Origin of the sequence: Stenotrophomonas sepilia (genome assembly GCF_003244875.1) — a bacterium.
In the GTDB taxonomy this organism is placed as follows: domain Bacteria; phylum Pseudomonadota; class Gammaproteobacteria; order Xanthomonadales; family Xanthomonadaceae; genus Stenotrophomonas; species Stenotrophomonas sepilia.
Window position 1 is genome coordinate 1 of record NZ_LXXZ01000068.1, and the last position, 19,268, is coordinate 19,268.

The window sequence follows — 19,268 nt, forward strand, 5'->3', positions numbered from 1 at the left end:
GGTCTTGCCGTGTGCGCAGGAAAGCGCACACGAGCAAGCGGCTGCCAAGCCTACAAGGACGTACTTGCGGCGTCCCCGCACTCCGACACCGTCCCGCCAACCCACGGATAGCCCGCTTTTGACGTTGACGTTGACGTTGCTCTGGCTCGTAGCAGGTGCAGGGCTGCAAGCCCTGCCGAAAAATCCTTACCGCACTTGCTCCTGCTTGCGCACGATCGCCATCGCGATCTCCAGCGACTGCTCGTAGTTCAACCGCGGGTCCACCGTCGAACGATACGCACGCTCCAGGTCGCGCTCGGTCAGTTCGCGCGCGCCGCCGATGCACTCGGTCACGTCCTCGCCGGTCAGTTCCAGGTGCACACCGCCCAGGCGCGTACCGGCGGCGGCATGCAGGTCGAACGACATCTCCACCTCGCCACGCACGTTGTCGAAGCGGCGTGTCTTGAAACCGTTGGCGGTGCTTTCGGTATTGCCATGCATCGCATCGCACACCCACAGCACGCGGCGACCATCACGCTTGACCGCGTCCAGCAGCGGCGGCAGTTTCTCTGCGATCTGCGTTGCGCCCATCCGGTGGATGAAGCTCAGGCGGCCCGGCTCGTCATGTGGGTTGAGCACATCGATCAGGCGCAGCAGCTGGTCCGGCGTCACCGACGGGCCCACCTTGATCGCAATCGGATTGCGCACGCCACGCAGGTACTCCACGTGCGCGCCATCGAGCGCGGCCGTGCGCATGCCGATCCACGGGTAATGCGTGCTCAGGTTCAACCAGCCCTGCTGGCGCGGCACCTGGCGGGTCAACGCCTGCTCGTAGGGCAGCAGCAGGGCTTCGTGCGACGTGTAGAAGTCGATGCGGTTGAGATTGTGCACGCGGGCCCCGGCCAGGGTCTCCATGAAGTGCACCGCATCGCCGATCGAGGCCACCATCTTCTGGTACTCGGCCGCCAGCGGCGAGTGGCTTACCCACTCCAGATTCCAGTATTCGGGGTGGTGCAGGTCGGCGAAACCGCCGTCGATCAGCGCACGCACGAAGTTCATCGTCATCGCCGAATGCGCGTGGGCCTGCAGCATCCGCTTCGGGTCCGGCAGGCGCGCCGCTTCGGTGAACGCCGGTGCGTTGATCACATCACCGCGGTAGCTGGGCAGGGTCACGCCGTCGCGGGTCTCGGTGTCGGCCGAGCGCGGCTTGGCGTACTGGCCGGCGAAGCGGCCCACGCGGATCACCGGCTGGCGCAGGCCGTGCACCAGCACCAGGCTCATCTGCAGCAGTACCTTCAGGCGGTTGGAGATGGTGCCCGATTCGCAGTCGCTGAAGTTCTCGGCGCAGTCGCCGCCCTGCAGCAGGAAGCGCTTGCCTTCCTGGGCCTCGGCCAGCTGCTGCTTCAACGCCAGGATCTCCCACGAGGTGACCAGCGGCGGCAGCCGCTTCAGCTCGTGCAGAGCGGCGTCCAATGCCACCGGGTCCGGGTAGGTCGGCATCTGCAGCGCGGTCTTGCCACGCCAGCTCTCCGGCGACCAGGCAGCGCCAGCGGTGGTCGCGGCGGGATCGGACGCGGGTGGAACGGCGGACAGGCTCATTGCAGACTTCCGGGGTGGGGGGCGGTCATGGTCGCAGAGCCAGCCGCTGACGCAAAGGCCCACACCCACCGCCCCAGCCACCTGAACGGCAGGGAAAGGCCAGCGCCGGCAGCCAGATCCAGCATGGTCAGCCGCACGGGACAGGCGCATGATTTGTTACGGAGTAACACTTCCACGTCATGGACCGGCCCCTTCCACGCCCAGCCGCCCCCTCTCTCACCATGAAGCCCTCACCCCTCGCTACCGGCATTGCCTTCGCCCTGGCCTTGGCCAGCCTGCCCGCCTTCGCCGCAACGACCGACGACACCTCTTCCTCCGTCAAGGATCTGGACGCAGTCACCGTCCACGCCCAGCTCGACCAGGCCCGCAACGCGCTGTCGCCGGACATCGGCAGCAGCCAGTACCAGATCACCGCCGAGGACATCCAGAAGCAGCCGCTGGGTGCCTCCGCGCCGCTCAGCCAGGTACTGCTGCAGGCCCCGGGCGTGGTCCAGGATTCCTATGGCGGCGTGCACGTGCGCGGCGACCACGCCAATCTGCAGTACCGCATCAATGGCGTGCTGTTGCCCGAATCGATCTCCGGCTTCGGCCAGACACTGGATGCCCGCACCATCAAGAGCATCCGCCTGATGGATGGCGCGCTGCCGGCGCAGTTCGGCGAGCGCACCGCTGCAGTGGTCGACATCGCCACCCGCAATGGCGCCGAGCTCGGCAATGGCGGCAGCGCCGGTCTGACCGCAGGCTCGTTCGGCAAGATCAATCCGAATGCCTCGTGGTGGGGCAACCAGGGGCGATGGAGCTGGTTCCTTACTGGCAACTACGACCAGAACGAGGTTGGCCTGGAGAACCCGACCCGCTCGCGCAAGCCGCTGCACGACGACACCCACCAAGGCAAAGCGTTCGCTGACCTCACCTACCTGGTCAACGAGAACACGCGCCTGAGCGTGTTCGCCGGCTTCGCCAACAATCGCTTCCAGATCCCGGTCAACCCCGGGCAGACCCCGCAGTTCGGTTACCTGGACATCACCACCTTCGACTCCAGCCAGCTGGATGAAACCCAGCGCGAGACCACCCGCTTCGGCATGCTGGTGCTGCAGGGCGCGCTGGGCAGCACCGCCTACCAGCTGTCAGCCGGGCAGCGCTACAGCGATGTGGCGTTCAACCCGGATGTCATCGGCGACCTGGTATTCAGTGGCGTCGCCTCGCAGGTGCAGCGCAGCAACCGCGCCAACACGCTGCAGGCCGATTTCTCCACCCCGCTGGGCAGCGACCACACGCTGCGCTATGGCCTGTACGGCAATTACGAGAACGCGCGTGCGAACAACAGCAGCTGGGTGTTTCCGGTCGATGACGCCGGCCAGCAATCCAGCACCACGCCGCTGCTGATACCTGACCACAGTGCCTTCCATGCCAGCACGCAGGCGTTGTACGGGCAGGATGAATGGAAGATCGGCGACGACTGGACCGTCAACTACGGCCTGCGCGGAGATCGCTACAAGGCCTTTGGCCACACCGAGGGCCAGCTCAGCCCCCGCGTGGGCGTGGCCTGGAATGCCAGCGACAGCACCACCGTGCATGCCGGCTATTCGCGTTACTTCACGCCACCGGCCAGTGAGCTGATCGCCAGCAGCGAGATCGCGCTGTACGACGGCACCACCAACCAGCAACCCAGCGGCGGCAACAACACGCCACTGGCCGAGCGCAGCGACTACTACGACATCGGCGTGTCGCAGCAGGTGGGCGAACACCTGACCCTGGGCCTGGATGCCTATGACCGACGCGTCGCGCGCCTGCAGGACGAAGGCCAGTTCGGTGCCGCCTACATCTACTCGACGTTCAACTACCGCCGCGGCCATATCCATGGCCTGGAGTTCAGTGCCGACTACAGCGACGGTCCGTTCAGCGCTTACGTCAACGCAGCGTACAACAAGGCCATCGGCACCCAGGTCATCACCGGCCAGTACAACCTCGATCCGGACGCGCTGGCCTATGTGGCCAACCATTGGATCCACCTCGACCACGACCAGAAGCTGACCTCATCGGGTGGCTTCAGCTACGCCTTTGCCGGACACAACCGGGTCGGCGCCAACTACGTGTTCGGTAGCGGCCTGCGTTCGGACATCGAGGGCGTGCCCAACGGCGGCGAGCTGCCGTCCTACCTGCAGGTGAACCTCAGCGCCGGGCATGACTTCAATGCCGGCAGCGGCCATCCGCTGCATGTGCAGCTGGCGGTCATCAATGCATTGGACCGCAGCTACCAACTGCGCGATGGCGGTGGCGTCGGCGTGTTCGCCCCGCAGTGGGGACCGCGCCGTGGCGCCTACCTGAGCCTGCAGCAGGATTTCTGAGGACGCCAGGGTGCCTGGGGTCGGACCCCTTTCCGCAGGAGAGGGCTCCGACCCCGCCTTAGTTCAGCGCTTGACCTTGCGCAGCGACACCACCAACGCCCACAGCGCCAGCAGCACGAACCACACGCCCGACCACATCGGCATGGTCAGGCCCAGGAACGTCCAGTCGATATTGCCGCAGTTGCCGGTACCGGTCAGCACCGTGCGGAATACTTCCAGCGGCCCCATGGTCTCGCGCAGGAAGCTCAGCGGCGGGCCGCAGGTCGCACCCATCTCCGGTGGCAGCATCTGCACGTAGACGTGGCGCGCAGCGATGCCTACGCCGACCGCGGCGGCAATGAAGGCGAGCACGCCGTAGGTTGCCCGGCCAGGACGGTTGGAGGGCCCGTGCAGTGCACCGATCAGGAACAGCAGGCCCAGCGCGGCGAACGCCAGCCGCTGGAAGATGCACAGCGGGCACGGCTCCAGGCCCATCTTCAGCTGCAGGAAGATCGCGTAGCCCAGCAGGCCCGCGCAGATCAGGAAGCCCAGGAAGAACTGGGCGCGGAAGGGCCAGCGCAGTGGATTCATCGTCAACGCTCGAATGGATCAAGGCGCCAAGCGTAACCGAGAGTGCATGCCATTCGAACCGCCACAGGTGACGCCTGTCGGAACGGTGCGGGTCAGATCCCGCAGAAACGCAAAAGCCCGGCAGAGGCCGGGCTTTCGCTGTGTCGCGTTGGAGCGGTCCGATTACTCGGCCACTTCCTCGGCCACGACCGGACGGTCAACCAGCTCGACGTAGGCCATCGGCGCGTTGTCGCCAGCGCGGAAGCCACACTTCAGCAGGCGCAGGTAGCCGCCCGGACGGTTCGCGTAGCGCGGGCCCAGGATGGTGAACAGGTTGCCCACGGCTTCGTTGTCGCGCAGGCGAGCGAAAGCCAGACGGCGGTTGGCGACGGAGTCGACCTTGGCCAGGGTGATCAGCGGCTCGGCAACGCGGCGCAGTTCCTTGGCCTTCGGCAGGGTGGTCTTGATCAGCTCGTGCTTGAACAGCGAGGCGGCCATGTTCTTGAACATCGCTTCGCGGTGGGCGCTGGTGCGGCTGAACTTACGGCCAGACTTCTGGTGACGCATGGTGATATTCCTTGGTTAATGATGAGGCTGTGCGGATCGTTGTCGCCATCCTGGCGTTGCTGCGCGGACTGCGGATGGTCCTGGCCGCCCGTCCTGGACGACCTGCCCGCGAACCTGGGGTTCGTCGTGGCATGTTGTGTTGCGTTGAAGGCCCCACCGCGAACGGTGGAGCCTTCAGGCATTGCCGATATCAGCCCAGCATGCCGTGGCTGGCGACGCCGGCCGGCGGCCAGTTCTCCAGCTTCATGCCGAGCGACAGGCCGCGCTGAGCCAGCACTTCCTTGATCTCGGTGAGCGACTTCTTGCCCAGGTTCGGGGTCTTCAGCAGCTCCACTTCGGTCTTCTGGATCAGATCGCCGATGTAGTAGATGCTTTCAGCCTTCAGGCAGTTGGCCGAACGCACGGTCAGCTCCAGATCGTCGATCGGGCGCAGCAGCACCGGATCCACGCCGTTGTTGGCCGGCTTGGCCGCACCGCGGTCGCGGTGGGTGAAGTCACCGAACACCGACAGCTGGTCGCTGAGGATGTCGGCGGCGGTGCGCACGGCTTCCTCGGCATCGATGGTGCCGTTGGTCTCGATATCGATGACCAGCTTGTCCAGGTCGGTGCGCTGTTCGACACGCGCCGCTTCCACGGCATAGGCGACACGGCGGACCGGCGAGAACGAGGCATCCAGGACCAGGCGGCCGATGGCACGGGTTTCTTCGTCCGGACGACGACGCGCGGCAGCCGGCTGGTAGCCGAAACCACGTTCGATCTTCAGACGCATGTTGATTGCCGTGTCCTTGGTCAGGTGGCAGATCACATGGTCGCCGTTCAGGATCTCCACATTGTGGTCGACCTTGATGTCGGCAGCGGTGACAACGCCCGGGCCCTGCTTGGACAGGGACAGGGTGGCGCTGTCGCCGGAGTGCATACGGATGGCCACATCCTTCAGGTTGAGCAGGACTTCGAGCACGTCCTCCTGCAGACCTTCGACCGTGGTGTACTCATGCAACACGCCGTCGATTTCGACTTCCGTGATGGCGAAGCCCGGGATGGACGACAGCAGCACGCGACGCAGGGCGTTGCCCAGCGTATGCCCGTAACCCCGCTCCAAAGGTTCGATAACGACCTTTGCACGGGTGTCGGTAAGGCGTTCGATCTGCGGACCGCGAGGACGCAGAACCTGGTTGGCGGTAACCGTCATGTTGCGGGTTCTCCTAGTGAACCCCCGGCCGTCGCCGGGGGCTCTCCAATGTGAATTACTTCGAATACAGCTCGACGATCAGCGCTTCGTTGATGTCCGCAGGCAGATCCGAACGATCCGGAACAGCCTTGAAGATGCCGGTGAACTTGCCGGAATCCACTTCAACCCACGACGGGCTCAGGTCATGCTGGGCGGCGACGGTCAGGGCTTCCTGGACGCGCAGCTGCTTGGCAGCCTTTTCGGACAGAGCGATGGCGTCGCCAGCCTTGACCTGGTACGAAGCCAGGTTGACCGACTTGCCATTCACGGTGACGCCGCGGTGCGACACCAGCTGACGGGCAGCCGGACGGGTCACGGCGAAGCCCATGCGGTAGACGACGTTGTCCAGGCGGGTTTCCAGCAGCTGCAGCAGGTTCTCGCCGGTGTTGCCCTTCTTGGTCGAGGCCTTCTTGTAGTAGTTGCGGAACTGACGCTCCAGCAGGCCGTAGATACGCTTGACCTTCTGCTTTTCACGCAGCTGGGTGGCGTAGTCGGACAGCTTGCCCTTGCGGGCAGTGGCGCCGTGCTGGCCGGGCTTCTGCTCCAGCTTGCACTTGGAGTCCAGCGCACGCGCCGGGCTCTTCAGGGACAGGTCGGCGCCTTCGCGGCGGGCGAGCTTACAGGTAGGACCGATATAACGAGCCATTTCTTATCGCTCCCTTTAGACGCGACGCTTCTTCGGCGGACGGCACCCGTTGTGCGGGATGGGCGTCACGTCGATGATGTTGGTGATCTTGTAGCCGACGTTGTTCAGCGAACGCACGGCCGACTCACGGCCCGGACCCGGGCCCTTGATGCGGACTTCCAGCGACTTCACGCCGTAGTCCAGCGCAGCACGACCGGCCTTTTCAGCAGCCACCTGGGCAGCGAACGGGGTCGACTTGCGCGAACCGCGGAAGCCAGCGCCACCGGAGGTCGCCCACGACAGAGCATTGCCCTGGCGATCGGTGATGGTGACGATGGTGTTGTTGAACGAAGCGTGGACGTGGGCAACGCCGTCGGTGACGACGCGCTTGATCTTCTTCTTGGTCTTAGCAGCGGGCTTAGCCATTTCTCAGTCCCTTACTTCTTGATCGCCTTGCGCGGACCCTTGCGGGTGCGGGCGTTGGTACGGGTGCGCTGGCCACGCAGCGGGAGGCCACGACGGTGACGCAGGCCGCGGTAGCAGCCCAGGTCCATCAGGCGCTTGATCGCGATGCCGATCTCACGGCGCAGATCGCCTTCCACGATGTACTTGCCGACTTCGGCGCGCAGGCGCTCGATTTCCGGCTCCGACAGATCGCGGATCTTGGTGGTCGAAGCAACGCCTGCGACTTCGCAGACCTTCTTCGAACGGGTACGGCCGATGCCGTAAATGCTTTGCAACCCGACCCAGACGTGCTTCTGGGCTGGCAGGTTGACGCCTGCAATACGCGCCATGACGCGGTTCTCCAGCTGAGTGATGGCCGACAGCGCGCCTCGGGCACGCCAATCCGGCAGGATGGATCAAAAAAGTGAACTAGCGATACTAACAAGGTTCCGGTTTACATGGAAGCCCGTGAAACCATTGGTTTCATGAACCCGGCCTGGGGAGTGTGCCCAGGCTCCGGCGCCGGATGGGGTTGGACCTGGGGTTTCCCCCGGGGCCGCCCGCGCTACTCCAGCGCGGGACCACCTCATCACACCCCCACCCGGAACCGCTGCGGGGGCCGCCCTTCGTTTGTGTGGCCGGAATCCGCGAAGCGGAGGGACCATCACGTCAGGAAGACGAAAGTATAACAGGCCTATCAGCCGCGGGCAAAACCGCCGCGGTTGCCGCCCTTCAGGTTGGCCTTCTTCAGCAGGCTCTCGTACTGGTGGGACATCAGGTGTGCCTGCACCTGGGCGATGAAGTCCATCACCACCACCACCACGATCAGCAGCGACGTGCCACCGAAGTAGAACGAGGCATTCAGCTGCGTGCGCATCAGTTCCGGCAGCAGGCAGACGATCACCAGGTAGGCCGAGCCGGCCGCGGTCAGGCGGGTCAGCACGCCGTCGATGTAGTCGGCGGTGGCCTTGCCCGGACGGATGCCCGGAATCAAAGCGCCCGACTTCTTCAGGTTGTCGGCGGTTTCCTGCGAATTGAACACCAGCGCGGTATAGAAGAACGCGAAACCGGTGATCAGCGCAGCGAACACGATCATGTGCAGCGGCTCGCCCGGGCCCAGGGCATTGGCGACCTTCTGCAGGACCTGACCGAAGCTGCTCTGGTTGGCAGCCTGGCCGGACCACATGGCCAGGGTGGCCGGGAAGGCCAGCAGGCTCGAGGCAAAGATCGCCGGGATGACGCCGGCCATGTTGAGCTTCAGCGGCAGGAACGAGGTCTGGTTCATGTACGCGTTGCGACCGCCCTGGCGGCGCGCGTAATTGACCGTGATCCGGCGCTGGCCGCGCTCCACGAACACCACGAAGAAGGTGAAAGCGAGCACGACGATAGCGATCAGCAGCAGTTGGATGAACTGGATGTTGCCGTCGCGGTAGGCGTCGAAGGTGTGGATGACCGCACCCGGCAGGCCGGCGACGATACCGGCGAAGATGATCAGCGACACGCCGTTGCCGATACCGCGTTCGGTGACCTGCTCACCGACCCACATCAGGAACATGGTGCCGGCAGTCAGTGCGACCACCGCGGTGAGCACGAAGCCCATGCCGGGGGCGTACACGACCGGAGCGCCCGACGGCGAAACCTGCCCCTGCAGGGCCAGCGCGATCGAACCGCCCTGCACCACTGCCAGCAGCACGGCGCCGATGCGCGAATACTGGGTGATCTTGCGGCGGCCGGACTCACCTTCCTTCTGCATCGCCTTCAGGGCGGGGAAGATGTGCACGGCCAGCTGCATCACGATCGATGCCGAGATGTACGGCATCACGTTCAGCGCAAAGATGCTGAAACGGTGCAGGGCGCCGCCCGAGAACATGTTGAACATGTCCACGATGCCGCCGCCCTGCTGTTGCATCATGGCAAGCATGGCATCGGGATTGACGCCCGGCACCGGCACGTAGCAGCCGATGCGATAGACGATCAAAGCCCCGACGACGAACAGCAAACGTTGGCGAAGTTCAGTGAACTTGCCCATTCCGCCCGCGAGGTTACCGATGCCAGCTTGCGCCATGATTTTCTTACTCCGTTACGCTGCCGCCGGCAGCTTCGATCGCAGCCTTGGCACCAGCCGTGGCAGCAATACCCTTCAGGGTGAACGCCTTGGTCACTTCGCCCTTGACGACGACCTTGGCCTTCTTGGCAGTGCTCGGGACCAGCTTGGCAGCACGCAGGGCGGCGAAGTCGATCTCACCGGCCGGCAGCTTGTCCAGCGCGTACAGCAGCACTTCAGCGGTGTCCTTGGCGATCGGCGAACGGAAGCCGATCTTCGGCAGACGACGCTGCATGGGGGTCTGGCCGCCTTCGAAGCCAGCCTTGATCTTGCCGCCACCCTTGCGGGCGAACGAACCCTTGTGGCCGCGGCCGGCAGTCTTGCCCAGGCCCGAGCCGATACCGCGGCCGACGCGGGTGCGCTCGGTGCGGGCGCCCGGTGCCGGGCTCAGTTCATTGAGACGCAGAGTCATGGTCGATTACTCCTCAACCTGGACGAGGTACTGAACCTTGTTGATCAGGCCGCGCACCTGCGGGCTGTCCTTCAGTTCACGCACATCGTTGAGCTTGTTCAGGCCCAGGGCACGCACCGACAGGCGGTGACGCGACTGGGTGCCACGCAGGCCACGCACCAGGCGGACCTTCACAGTCTTGTTGGACTCATTAGCCATGGTTGAGTTCCTCCACCTTCTTGCCGCGCTTGGCCGCGATGCGGGCCGGCGACTGCGCAGCAGTCAGGCCCTTCACGGTGGCGCGCACCAGATTGATCGGGTTGCGCGAACCGGTGGCCTTGGCCAGCACGTTCTTCACGCCAACGGCTTCCAGCACGGCGCGCATGGCACCGCCGGCGATGACGCCAGTACCTTCCGAAGCCGGCTGCATGAACACGCGGGCTGCGCCGTGACCATCCTTGATGGTGTGCCACAGGGTGCCGTTGTTCAGGTCAACGCTGACCAGGTTCTTGCGGGCCTGTTCCATCGACTTCTGGATGGCGACCGGCACTTCGCGGGCCTTGCCATAACCGAAACCGACCTTGCCTTCGCCGTCGCCGACAACGGTCAGGGCGGTGAAGGTGAACTGGCGGCCACCCTTGACGGTCTTGCTGACGCGGTTGACCGCGACCAGCTTTTCGATCATGCCGTCGTCGATCTTCTCTTCGCGGTTACGGTCGCGATCGCGACCCCGCTGCTGACGCTCTTCTGCCATGTTGATTCCTTGGTTGTTTGGGTATGTACGGCTCGGGGCCGCTTATGGTTGTGGAGTGACGCGTTGTTCCGGTGGGCCGCTGCAGAAGAGCGGCGCCGTCCAGCCTCGCTCAGGCTGGCGAGCAGGTGGGCAGGAGGCCATCGGCCCCCTGCCCTGATCCCTTAGAACTGCAGGCCGGCTTCGCGGGCGGCTTCTGCCAGGGCCTTGATGCGGCCGTGGTAGCGGTAGCCCGAACGATCGAAGGCAACCTTCTCGATGCCGGCGGCCTTGGCACGCTCGGCAACGATGCGGCCGACCTTGGCAGCGGCATCGGCGTTCTTGCCGTTCTTCAGGCCTTCCTTGACGTCGGTCTGGGTGGTGTTGGCGGCAGCCAGCACCTTCGAACCGTCAGCGGTGAAGACCTGGGCGTACAGGTGCTGGCCGGTGCGCAGCACCGACAGGCGGGCGACGCCGAGCTCACGGATGTGGGCGCGGGTCGACTTGGCGCGACGCAGGCGGGCGATGTTCTTGTTCATGATGTTTTTTCCTTGAAAGCGGAAGCGCCTAATTAGGCCTTCTTGGCTTCCTTACGGATGATGACTTCGTCGGAGTACTTCACGCCCTTGCCCTTGTACGGCTCCGGCTTGCGGAACGCACGGATCTTGGCGGCGACTTCACCGACGACCTGCTTGTCAGCGCCCTGGACCAGGATCTCGGTCTGGGTCGGGGTGGAGATGGTGATGCCTTCCGGCGCCACGAACACGACCGGATGCGAGAAACCGAGCGACAGGCTCAGATCCTTGCCCTGCATGGCAGCACGGTAACCCACGCCGACCAGCTCCAGCTTGCGCTCGAAGCCTTCGGACACGCCCTTGACCATGTTGGCCAGGATCGCGCGCACGGTACCGGTCAGCGCGACCAGGTCGGCGCTCTCGGTGCTCAGGGTGGCAACGCCGCTGTCGACGTTGATGGCAATACCGGCCGGCTTGACCAGCGACAGGGTGCCCTTCGGGCCCTTGACGGTGATGCTTTCCGACTGGACGTTCAGTTCGACCTTACCCAGGGTGACGGGCTTCTTGGCTACGCGGGACATAGTTCTACTCCTTTCGCCTTAGGCCACGAAGCACAGGACTTCGCCGCCGACGCCCAGCTGGCGCGCCTGCGCATCAGTCATGATGCCCTTGGAGGTGGAAATGATGGAGATGCCCAGGCCATTCATGACCTTCGGCAGCTCGCTCTTGCCGCGGTACTGGCGCAGGCCCGAACGCGAGAAGCGCTTCAGGGTCGCGATGACCGGCTTGCCTTCGAAATACTTCAGCACGATTTCCAGCTCGGACTTGTTGTTTTCCAGCTGGGTCACGCGCAGGTCGGTGATGTAACCCTCGTCCTTCAGGACCTGGGCGATCGCAACCTTGATCTTGGACGACGGGGCTTTCACCGTCTGCTTGCCAACCGCAGCCGCATTCTTGATGCGGACCAGCAGGTCGGCGATGGGATCAGTCATGCTCATATGAGTACCTTTGAGTGCACCGATATCCGCTTTCGCGAAAATCTGTTGTCTCCTGGAAACGGGCCAGGTCCCTTGATGCAGCGGGCCAGGGCCCACTCCTACAACCCCGTTTGCGCAGGGCAAGACGCGGGAGTATACGCCAAAAGAGCCCGACTTGCGCCGGGCTCTTCGGGTTTTTTCGCAGAAAGGAAGCTGAACGCCTCCCTCCCCGGTTCAGAAGCCCCCGAGGGGGCTCCTGATCGCAGAGCCGGCTGGGATTACCAGCTGGCCTTGCGCAGGCCCGGGACGTCGCCACGCATGGTGGCTTCGCGCAGCTTGTTGCGGCCGAGGCCGAACTTGCTGTACACGCCACGCGGACGACCCGACAGCTCGCAACGGTTGCGCTGACGGCTCGGCGACGAATCGCGCGGCAGCTTGGCCAGCTTGGTTGCGGCGTCGATCTTCTCTTCGTAGGTCGCGTCCACGGAGGACACGATCTTCTTCAGAGCCGCACGCTTCTCAGCGTACTTCTTGGCCAGCTTTTCCCGCTTGATGTCGCGGTTGACCATGGAGGTCTTTGCCATTTCGGTTTCCTCGACAGATCAGTTACGGAACGGGAACTTGAACGCTGCCAGCAGCGCCTTCGCTTCCGCGTCGGTCTTCGCAGTGGTGGTGATGGCGATATCCATACCGCGGATCGCGTCGACGGCGTCGAAGTCGATTTCCGGGAAGATGATCTGCTCCTTCACACCCATGTTGAAGTTGCCGCGGCCGTCGAAGGAACGACCGGAAACACCACGGAAGTCGCGCACGCGCGGCAGCGAGATGTTGATCAGGCGGTCCAGGAACTCGTACATCTTGTGGCGACGCAGCGTGGTCTTGCAGCCGATCGGCCAACCATCACGGATCTTGAACGACGCAACCGAGATACGCGACTTGGTGACAACCGGCTTCTGGCCGGAAATCTTGGTCATGTCCGCGACGGCGTTTTCCAGGATCTTCTTGTTGGTGGCAGCCTCGCCCACACCCATGTTCAGGGTGACCTTGACGAGCTTCGGTACTTCCATCGGATTGGTGTAGCCGAACTGCTTCATCAGCGCCGGCACCACTTCTTCCTTGTAGATCTTTTCGAGACGGGAAGTCATCTTCACATTCCTCAGGCGTCGAGCGCCTCACCGCTGGAGCGGAACACACGCAGTTTGCGTCCATCCTCCAGCACCTTGAAGCCAACGCGTTCGCCCTTGCCCGAAGCCGGGTTCAGCACGTTCACGTTGGAGATATGGATCGAAGCTTCGCGCTCGACCACGCCGCCGGCAACACCTGCCTGCGGGTTCGGCTTGGTGTGGCGCTTGACGATGTTCACGTTGGCCACGACCACGCGGTCGCCGTCGACGCGGACGACTTCGCCCTGCTTGCCCTTGTCCTTGCCAGCGTTGACGACAACCTGGTCGCCCTTCTTGATACGGTTAGCCATGATTATCTCCTGTCGCTCACAGCACTTCGGGAGCGAGCGAGACGATCTTCATGAACTTCTCCGAACGAAGTTCACGGGTCACCGGCCCGAAGATACGGGTACCGATCGGCTCCTGCTTGTTGTTCAGCAGGACGGCAGCGTTGCCGTCGAAGCGGATCAGCGAACCGTCGGCGCGACGCACACCCTTGCGGGTACGCACCACGACGGCGTCATACACTTCACCCTTCTTGACCTTGCCGCGCGGAATCGCATCCTTCACGGTGACCTTGATGATGTCGCCGATACCGGCGTAACGGCGCTTGGAACCACCCAGCACCTTGAAGCACATCACCTGCTTGGCACCCGAATTGTCCGCGACGTCAAGGTAGCTCTGCATCTGGATCATGATTCAGACTCCTTATTCAGCCGCACGCGTGATGACTTCCACCACGCGCCAGTTCTTGGTCTTGGACATCGGAGCAATCTCGGTCACGCGGACGACGTCGCCTTCCTTGCAGGCGTTGTCGGCATCGTGGGCGTGCAGCTTGGTCGAGCGCTTGATGTACTTGCCGTACAGCGCGTGCTTGACCTGACGCTCAACCAGGACGGTAACCGTCTTGTCCATCTTGTTGCTGACGACACGGCCTTCGACCGTGCGCAGCGTCTTCTTTTCAGTATTGTCGCTCATAGCGGCCATCCTTACTTCGTGCTGCCGAGCAGGGTCTTGACGCGAGCAATCTCGCGACGGACCCGGCGAATGTCGTGGGTCTTCGGCAGCTGGCCGGTGACCTGCTGCATACGGACAGAGAACTGTTCCTTACGCAGGTCGATCAGGTGGGCCTTGAGTTCGTCAGCCGACTTTTCACGGAGAGTTTTGATATCCATCAGCGCACCGTACGGGTCACGAAAGTGGTGGTGACCGAGAGCTTGGCGGCGGCCAGGCGGAACGCCTCGCGAGCCACTTCCTCGGAAACACCCTCGATTTCATAGATCATGCGGCCGGGCTGGATCTGGGCCACCCAGTATTCCACGTTACCCTTACCCGAACCCATTCGGACTTCGATGGGCTTCTTGGTGATGGGCTTGTCGGGGAACACGCGGATCCACATCTTGCCGCCGCGCTTGACGTAGCGGCTGATCGAGCGGCGGGCCGCTTCGATCTGGCGCGCGGTCAGCTGACCGTGTGCGGTTGCCTTCAGGCCGTATTCGCCGAAGCTGACAGCGTTGGCGCTCCAGCTCAGGCCATCGTTACGGCCCTTGTGTACCTTGCGGTACTTGGTTCGCTTGGGTTGCAACATTGTCGTTACCTCGCTTCACGGGCCGGGCGCTGACGGTCACCACGGTCGCCGCGATCGTGACGATCGTTGCGCGACGGGGTGTCGTCCTGCTTTTCCTGGCCAACCTGGGAGAAATCGAAGACCTCGCCCTTGTAGATCCAGACCTTGATGCCGATGATGCCGTAGGTCGTCTTGGCTTCAGCGAAGCCATAGTCGATGTCGGCACGCAGGGTGTGCAGCGGCACGCGGCCTTCGCGGTACCACTCCGAACGGGCGATTTCTGCACCGTTGAGGCGGCCACCGACGTTGACCTTGATGCCCAGGGCACCCAGGCGCATCGCGTTGCCGACCGAGCGCTTCATTGCACGGCGGAACATGATGCGACGCTCCAGCTGCTGGGCGATCGACTCGGCAACGAGCTGCGCGTCCAGTTCCGGCTTGCGCACTTCGGTGACGTTGATGTGCGCCGGGACGCCCATCATCTCGCTCACTTCCTTGCGCAGCTTCTCGATGTCCTCACCGCGCTTGCCGATCACCACGCCCGGACGGGCGGTGTGGATCGTCACGCGAGCGGTCTTGGCCGGACGCTCGATCAGGATCTTGCTGATGCCGGCCTGAGCCAGCTTCTTGCGCAGCATGTCGCGCACTTTCAGGTCGGCTGCCAGGTAACCGGCGAACTCGGCCTTGTTGGCGTACCACTTGGAGTTCCAGTCCTTGGAAATGCCGAGGCGGATACCAATCGGATGAACTTTATGACCCATGGTCTTTTCCTTATCCGCTTACTTGGCGGCGCCCACAACCACAGTGATGTGGCTGGTGCGCTTGAGGATGCGGGTACCGCGGCCTTTCGCCCGCGCCATGAAACGCTTCAGGGTCGGACCTTCATCAACCATGATGGTCTGAACCTTCAGCTCGTCGACGTCGGCGCCCTGGTTGTTCTCGGCGTTGGCAATTGCCGACTCCACCACCTTCTTGATCAGGTGGGCAGCCTTCTTGTCCGAGAACTTCAGCAGGTTGACCGCACGTTCGGCCGGCAGACCGCGCACCTGGTCAGCGACCAGACGAGCCTTCTGCGGGGAGATGCGCGCAGTGCGCAGGATGGCTTTCGCTTCCATTGTCATCTCTCCTTACTTGCCCGACTTCTTGTCACCACCGTGACCCTTGAAGGTCCGGGTGATGGCAAATTCGCCGAGCTTGTGGCCGACCATGTTCTCGTTGACGAGAACCGGGATGTGGTTCTTGCCGTTATGCACGGCAATGGTGATGCCTACCATGTCAGGCAGGATCATCGAACGGCGCGACCAGGTCTTGATCGGCTTCTTGCTGCCCGCAGCGGCCTCCACCTTCTTGACGAGGTGGTGATCGACGAACGGGCCCTTCTTGAGTGAACGTGCCATGGTCGATTAGCCCCTACGATCGCGGACGATGAACTGCTGAGTGCGCTTGTTATGGCGCGTCTTGTAACCCTTGGTCGGGACACCCCACGGGGTGACCGGATGCGGGTTACCCTGGCCGGCCTTGGCCTCACCACCACCGTGCGGGTGGTCAACCGGGTTCATGGCAGCACCACGAACGGTCGGGCGGACGCCGCGCCAACGCTTGGCACCGGCCTTGCCCAGCTTTTCCAGGCTGTGCTCGTCGTTGCCGACTTCGCCGATGGTGGCGCAGCACTCGACCGGAACCTTGCGCATTTCACCCGAGCGCAGGCGCAGGGTGGCGTAGATGCCTTCACGAGCCACCAGCTGCACGGCCGCACCAGCGGCACGAGCGATCTGAGCGCCCTTGCCCGGCTTCAGTTCGATGCAGTGGATGGTGGTGCCGACCGGGATGTTGCGCAGCGGCAGGGTGTTGCCGGCCTTGATCGGGGCGTCCGAACCAGCGATCACCTGATCACCAGCCTTCAGGCCCTTCGGGGCGATGATGTAGCGACGCTCACCGTCGACGTAGCACAGCAGAGCGATGTGGGCGGTGCGGTTCGGATCGTATTCGATGCGTTCCACGCGCGCCGGGATGCCCAGCTTGTTGCGCTTGAAGTCGATGATGCGGTAGTGCTGCTTGGCACCACCACCGACGTGACGCACGGTGATGCGACCGTGGTGGTTACGACCACCCGAGCGGCTCTGCGACTCGACCAGCGCGGCGTGCGGAGCACCCTTGTGCAGGTCGGGGGTGACCACGCGCACGGCCGAACGGCGGCCGGGGGAGGTGGGCTTGAATTTCATCAATGGCATGGGATGTACCTCAGGCCTTGGCCGTTACATCGATCGACTGGCCGTCGGCCAGGCGAACGTACGCCTTGCGCCAATCGCCGCGGCGGCCAGCACGGTTACGGAAGGACTTGTTCTTGCCCTTGACGTTGACCACGTTGACGGCTTCGACCTTGACGTCGAACAGCTGCTCAACCGCGGCCTTTACATCGGCCTTGGTGGCTTCGTTCGAAACTTCGAAGACATACTGATTGGAGAGTTCCTGCAGGCGCGCGGTCTTTTCCGAGACACGCGGGGCACGCAGCACGCTGAAGATTTTTTCGTTGCTGTTCATGCCAGCCACTCCTCGACCTTCTTGACCGCGTCAGCGGTGATGACGACCGTGTCGGCACCCACCAGCGAGACCGGGTCCAGACCCTGCACGTCACGCACCTGCACGTACGGCAGATTGCGGGCGGACAGGTACAGGTGCTCGGACGCTTCCTCGGTGACGATCAGCGGGCGCTTGCCCACTTCCAGGCCGGCCAGCTTGGCGATCAGACCCTTCGTGCTGGTGGCTTCGACGTCGAAGGCCTCCACGATGGTCAGACGGCCCTGACGGTTCAGCTCGGACAGGATCGCGCACATGGCGGCACGGTACTGCTTGCGATTGACCTTCTGCTCGAAGCTGCGCGGCTTGGCCGCGAAGGTGACACCGCCGCCGACGAAGATCGGAGCCGTCAGTGCGCCATGACGCGCGCCGCCGCCCTTCTGCTTCTTCGACTTCTTGGTGGTACCAGCCACTTCGGAGCGAGTCTTCTGTGCCTTGGTGCCGGCGCGACCGGCGTTGCGGTAAGCAACGACGACCTGGTGGACCAGATCTTCGCTGAAATCGCGACCGAACACGGCTTCGGAGACCGAGACCTTGTTGTTGCTACCCGTGATAACGAGTTCCATCGTCATCTCTCCTTATGCCTTGCTCGCCGGACGGACGATCACATCGCCACCCGCCGCGCCCGGAACGGCGCCGCGAACCGCGATCAGACCGCGCTCGACGTCGACCTTGACCACTTCCAGGTTCTGGGTGCTCTGCTGCACCGCGCCCATGTGGCCCGACATCTTCTTGCCCGGGAAAACGCGACCCGGGGTCTGGCGCTGACCCAGCGAACCCGGCGCGCGATGCGACAGCGAGTTACCGTGGGTTGCATCGCCCATACGGAAGTTGTGGCGCTTGATGGTGCCCTGGAAGCCCTTACCCTTGGTGACACCCTGGACGTCGACGATCTGGCCGACTTCGAAGATGTCCGCCTTGACTTCGCCGCCAACGGCGAAATCGCCGAGCTGCGCGTCTTCAACGCGGAATTCCCACAGGCCACGACCCGCTTCCACCTTCGCCTTGGCGAAGTGGCCGGCTTCCGGCTTGTTGACCAGGGCAGCGCGACGCGCGCCGACGGTCACCTGCACGGCGCTGTAGCCGTCGGTTTCGACGGTCTTGATCTGCGCGATGCGGTTCGGGGTTGCTTCGATCAGGGTCACCGGGATGGAGCGGCCATCTTCAGTGAACACGCGGCTCATGCCGGCCTTGCGGCCCACGAAGCCCAACGAATACTTCTTCGTCATGGTCGTAGTCCTCAGGTCAGCTTGATCTGAACGTCGACGCCGGCAGCCAGTTCGAGCTTCATCAGCGCGTCCACGGTCTTGTCATTCGGGTCAACGATATCGAGCACGCGCTTGTGCGTGCGGGTCTCGTACTGGTCACGCGCGTCCTTGTCGACGTGCGGGGAAACGAGAACGGTGTAACGCTCGATCTTGGTCGGCAGCGGGATCGGGCCACGCACTTGCGCGCCGGTCCGCTTTGCCGTTTCAACGATCTCGCTGGCCGAACGGTCGATCAGACGATGATCGAACGCTTTCAGCCGGATCCGGATCTTTTGGTCCGCCATGGCGGTAGGTTCCTTCGTTAAAAGAGCGACAGACAAAGCCTCTGGGTTGCTTTGCCCCATGAAATTCCTGAATACGGACGGCCCGCAGTCCTGCAGGCCACCAAGGTCAATCCGTGGACCTCAAAAACGTAGGCAGACCAGTTACCCGGCCTGCCCAGACGTAGAAGCATAATGGCACGCAAGGCAGCTGTCAACAGTCACCTGTTGACGCCGCCTGAATGGCATTGACCCTTCCTGGTCCGGGGAACACAAGGCACATCCTGTGCCTGCTTTCCCATTTGATACGCCCCGATGCCCTACCCAGGCAACATCGGGGCGCAGATACTACCAGATTACTCGATGATCTTCGAGAC

30 protein-coding genes are annotated in these 19,268 nt (G+C 63.5%); 1 reads left to right on the forward strand and 29 read right to left on the reverse strand.

Features of this window, described 5'->3' with window-relative positions; all coding sequences use genetic code 11:
* Positions 1 to 186: 186 nt before the first annotated feature.
* On the reverse strand, positions 187 to 1,578 hold the full coding sequence (locus A7X97_RS14260; protein WP_072169160.1) for a class II 3-deoxy-7-phosphoheptulonate synthase: 1,392 nt from the start codon (positions 1,576 to 1,578) through the stop codon (positions 187 to 189).
* Between the two features lie 221 nt (positions 1,579 to 1,799).
* Here A7X97_RS14260 and A7X97_RS14265 point away from each other — a divergent pair, with 221 nt between their 5' ends.
* Positions 1,800 to 3,926 (forward strand): TonB-dependent receptor, encoded by a 2,127-nt coding sequence (locus A7X97_RS14265; protein WP_111008084.1) that lies wholly within the window; start codon positions 1,800 to 1,802, stop codon positions 3,924 to 3,926.
* A gap of 63 nt (positions 3,927 to 3,989) precedes the next feature.
* Here A7X97_RS14265 and A7X97_RS14270 read toward each other — a convergent pair whose 3' ends face one another.
* From A7X97_RS14270 to rpsJ, 28 genes are all read right to left on the reverse strand, one after another.
* Positions 3,990 to 4,496, reverse strand: a complete 507-nt coding sequence (locus tag A7X97_RS14270) for a disulfide bond formation protein B (protein ID WP_005415421.1) — start codon at positions 4,494 to 4,496, stop codon at positions 3,990 to 3,992.
* Between the two features lie 162 nt (positions 4,497 to 4,658).
* Positions 4,659 to 5,042: a 50S ribosomal protein L17 gene (rplQ, locus tag A7X97_RS14275; protein WP_005408217.1), complete on the reverse strand. Its 384-nt coding sequence runs from the start codon at positions 5,040 to 5,042 to the stop codon at positions 4,659 to 4,661.
* A gap of 190 nt (positions 5,043 to 5,232) precedes the next feature.
* Positions 5,233 to 6,231 (reverse strand): DNA-directed RNA polymerase subunit alpha, encoded by a 999-nt coding sequence (locus A7X97_RS14280; RefSeq protein WP_005408216.1) that lies wholly within the window; start codon positions 6,229 to 6,231, stop codon positions 5,233 to 5,235.
* Between the two features lie 55 nt (positions 6,232 to 6,286).
* Positions 6,287 to 6,916 (reverse strand): 30S ribosomal protein S4, encoded by a 630-nt coding sequence (gene rpsD / locus A7X97_RS14285; RefSeq protein WP_004145446.1) that lies wholly within the window; start codon positions 6,914 to 6,916, stop codon positions 6,287 to 6,289.
* Between the two features lie 15 nt (positions 6,917 to 6,931).
* Complete coding sequence (rpsK, locus tag A7X97_RS14290; protein WP_004145443.1) at positions 6,932 to 7,321, reverse strand: 30S ribosomal protein S11; 390 nt, start codon at positions 7,319 to 7,321, stop codon at positions 6,932 to 6,934.
* Positions 7,322 to 7,332: 11 nt separating this feature from the next.
* Positions 7,333 to 7,689: a 30S ribosomal protein S13 gene (gene rpsM / locus A7X97_RS14295; RefSeq protein WP_004154500.1), complete on the reverse strand. Its 357-nt coding sequence runs from the start codon at positions 7,687 to 7,689 to the stop codon at positions 7,333 to 7,335.
* Between the two features lie 347 nt (positions 7,690 to 8,036).
* Entirely contained in the window at positions 8,037 to 9,404 is a 1,368-nt protein-coding gene (gene secY, locus A7X97_RS14300) for a preprotein translocase subunit SecY (RefSeq protein ID WP_005415420.1), read from the reverse strand.
* A gap of 7 nt (positions 9,405 to 9,411) precedes the next feature.
* Complete coding sequence (rplO, locus tag A7X97_RS14305; RefSeq protein WP_004154498.1) at positions 9,412 to 9,855, reverse strand: 50S ribosomal protein L15; 444 nt, start codon at positions 9,853 to 9,855, stop codon at positions 9,412 to 9,414.
* A gap of 6 nt (positions 9,856 to 9,861) precedes the next feature.
* Positions 9,862 to 10,053, reverse strand: coding sequence for a 50S ribosomal protein L30 (rpmD, locus tag A7X97_RS14310; RefSeq protein ID WP_005408214.1), 192 nt, complete (start codon positions 10,051 to 10,053; stop codon positions 9,862 to 9,864).
* The gene (gene rpsE / locus A7X97_RS14315; protein WP_005415419.1) at positions 10,046 to 10,588 is read right to left on the reverse strand and encodes a 30S ribosomal protein S5; all 543 of its coding nucleotides are present in this window, start codon (positions 10,586 to 10,588) and stop codon (positions 10,046 to 10,048) included. The genes rpmD and rpsE overlap by 8 nt, the downstream gene beginning before the upstream one ends.
* Before the next feature lie 161 nt (positions 10,589 to 10,749).
* Complete coding sequence (rplR, locus tag A7X97_RS14320) at positions 10,750 to 11,103, reverse strand: 50S ribosomal protein L18 (protein WP_004154495.1); 354 nt, start codon at positions 11,101 to 11,103, stop codon at positions 10,750 to 10,752.
* A gap of 32 nt (positions 11,104 to 11,135) precedes the next feature.
* Positions 11,136 to 11,660, reverse strand: coding sequence for a 50S ribosomal protein L6 (gene rplF / locus A7X97_RS14325; RefSeq protein ID WP_049416175.1), 525 nt, complete (start codon positions 11,658 to 11,660; stop codon positions 11,136 to 11,138).
* 18 nt (positions 11,661 to 11,678) lie between these two features.
* Positions 11,679 to 12,077, reverse strand: a complete 399-nt coding sequence (gene rpsH / locus A7X97_RS14330; protein ID WP_005408210.1) for a 30S ribosomal protein S8 — start codon at positions 12,075 to 12,077, stop codon at positions 11,679 to 11,681.
* Between the two features lie 257 nt (positions 12,078 to 12,334).
* Complete coding sequence (gene rpsN / locus A7X97_RS14335; RefSeq protein WP_005408209.1) at positions 12,335 to 12,640, reverse strand: 30S ribosomal protein S14; 306 nt, start codon at positions 12,638 to 12,640, stop codon at positions 12,335 to 12,337.
* A gap of 18 nt (positions 12,641 to 12,658) precedes the next feature.
* Positions 12,659 to 13,201: a 50S ribosomal protein L5 gene (gene rplE / locus A7X97_RS14340; protein ID WP_005415416.1), complete on the reverse strand. Its 543-nt coding sequence runs from the start codon at positions 13,199 to 13,201 to the stop codon at positions 12,659 to 12,661.
* A gap of 11 nt (positions 13,202 to 13,212) precedes the next feature.
* Positions 13,213 to 13,530 (reverse strand): 50S ribosomal protein L24, encoded by a 318-nt coding sequence (gene rplX, locus A7X97_RS14345; RefSeq protein ID WP_004154490.1) that lies wholly within the window; start codon positions 13,528 to 13,530, stop codon positions 13,213 to 13,215.
* 16 nt (positions 13,531 to 13,546) lie between these two features.
* Positions 13,547 to 13,915, reverse strand: a complete 369-nt coding sequence (gene rplN / locus A7X97_RS14350) for a 50S ribosomal protein L14 (RefSeq protein ID WP_010483978.1) — start codon at positions 13,913 to 13,915, stop codon at positions 13,547 to 13,549.
* A 12-nt stretch (positions 13,916 to 13,927) separates the two neighbouring features.
* Complete coding sequence (gene rpsQ, locus A7X97_RS14355; RefSeq protein WP_004154489.1) at positions 13,928 to 14,197, reverse strand: 30S ribosomal protein S17; 270 nt, start codon at positions 14,195 to 14,197, stop codon at positions 13,928 to 13,930.
* Positions 14,198 to 14,208: 11 nt separating this feature from the next.
* Positions 14,209 to 14,394, reverse strand: coding sequence for a 50S ribosomal protein L29 (rpmC, locus tag A7X97_RS14360; RefSeq protein WP_004154487.1), 186 nt, complete (start codon positions 14,392 to 14,394; stop codon positions 14,209 to 14,211).
* Entirely contained in the window at positions 14,394 to 14,807 is a 414-nt protein-coding gene (rplP, locus tag A7X97_RS14365) for a 50S ribosomal protein L16 (RefSeq protein WP_004154486.1), read from the reverse strand. The genes rpmC and rplP overlap by 1 nt, the downstream gene beginning before the upstream one ends.
* Positions 14,808 to 14,812: 5 nt before the next feature.
* A complete protein-coding gene (gene rpsC / locus A7X97_RS14370; RefSeq protein WP_005415414.1) occupies positions 14,813 to 15,547 on the reverse strand; it encodes a 30S ribosomal protein S3 in 735 nt (244 codons plus the stop codon).
* Between the two features lie 18 nt (positions 15,548 to 15,565).
* Complete coding sequence (gene rplV, locus A7X97_RS14375) at positions 15,566 to 15,901, reverse strand: 50S ribosomal protein L22 (protein WP_004145348.1); 336 nt, start codon at positions 15,899 to 15,901, stop codon at positions 15,566 to 15,568.
* 12 nt (positions 15,902 to 15,913) lie between these two features.
* Positions 15,914 to 16,183 carry a 30S ribosomal protein S19 gene (gene rpsS / locus A7X97_RS14380; protein WP_005415413.1) on the reverse strand — a complete coding sequence of 90 codons (270 nt, stop codon included), beginning with the start codon at positions 16,181 to 16,183 and terminating at the stop codon, positions 15,914 to 15,916.
* A 6-nt stretch (positions 16,184 to 16,189) separates the two neighbouring features.
* Positions 16,190 to 17,017, reverse strand: coding sequence for a 50S ribosomal protein L2 (gene rplB / locus A7X97_RS14385; RefSeq protein WP_004145339.1), 828 nt, complete (start codon positions 17,015 to 17,017; stop codon positions 16,190 to 16,192).
* Between the two features lie 10 nt (positions 17,018 to 17,027).
* A complete protein-coding gene (gene rplW / locus A7X97_RS14390) occupies positions 17,028 to 17,327 on the reverse strand; it encodes a 50S ribosomal protein L23 (RefSeq protein WP_004145338.1) in 300 nt (99 codons plus the stop codon).
* The gene (rplD, locus tag A7X97_RS14395; protein ID WP_005415412.1) at positions 17,324 to 17,929 is read right to left on the reverse strand and encodes a 50S ribosomal protein L4; all 606 of its coding nucleotides are present in this window, start codon (positions 17,927 to 17,929) and stop codon (positions 17,324 to 17,326) included. Before rplD ends, rplW begins: the two co-directional genes overlap by 4 nt.
* Positions 17,930 to 17,941: 12 nt before the next feature.
* A complete protein-coding gene (rplC, locus tag A7X97_RS14400; protein WP_004145336.1) occupies positions 17,942 to 18,592 on the reverse strand; it encodes a 50S ribosomal protein L3 in 651 nt (216 codons plus the stop codon).
* A gap of 11 nt (positions 18,593 to 18,603) precedes the next feature.
* Entirely contained in the window at positions 18,604 to 18,915 is a 312-nt protein-coding gene (gene rpsJ, locus A7X97_RS14405) for a 30S ribosomal protein S10 (protein ID WP_005408208.1), read from the reverse strand.
* Between the last annotated feature and the right edge of the window lie 353 nt (positions 18,916 to 19,268).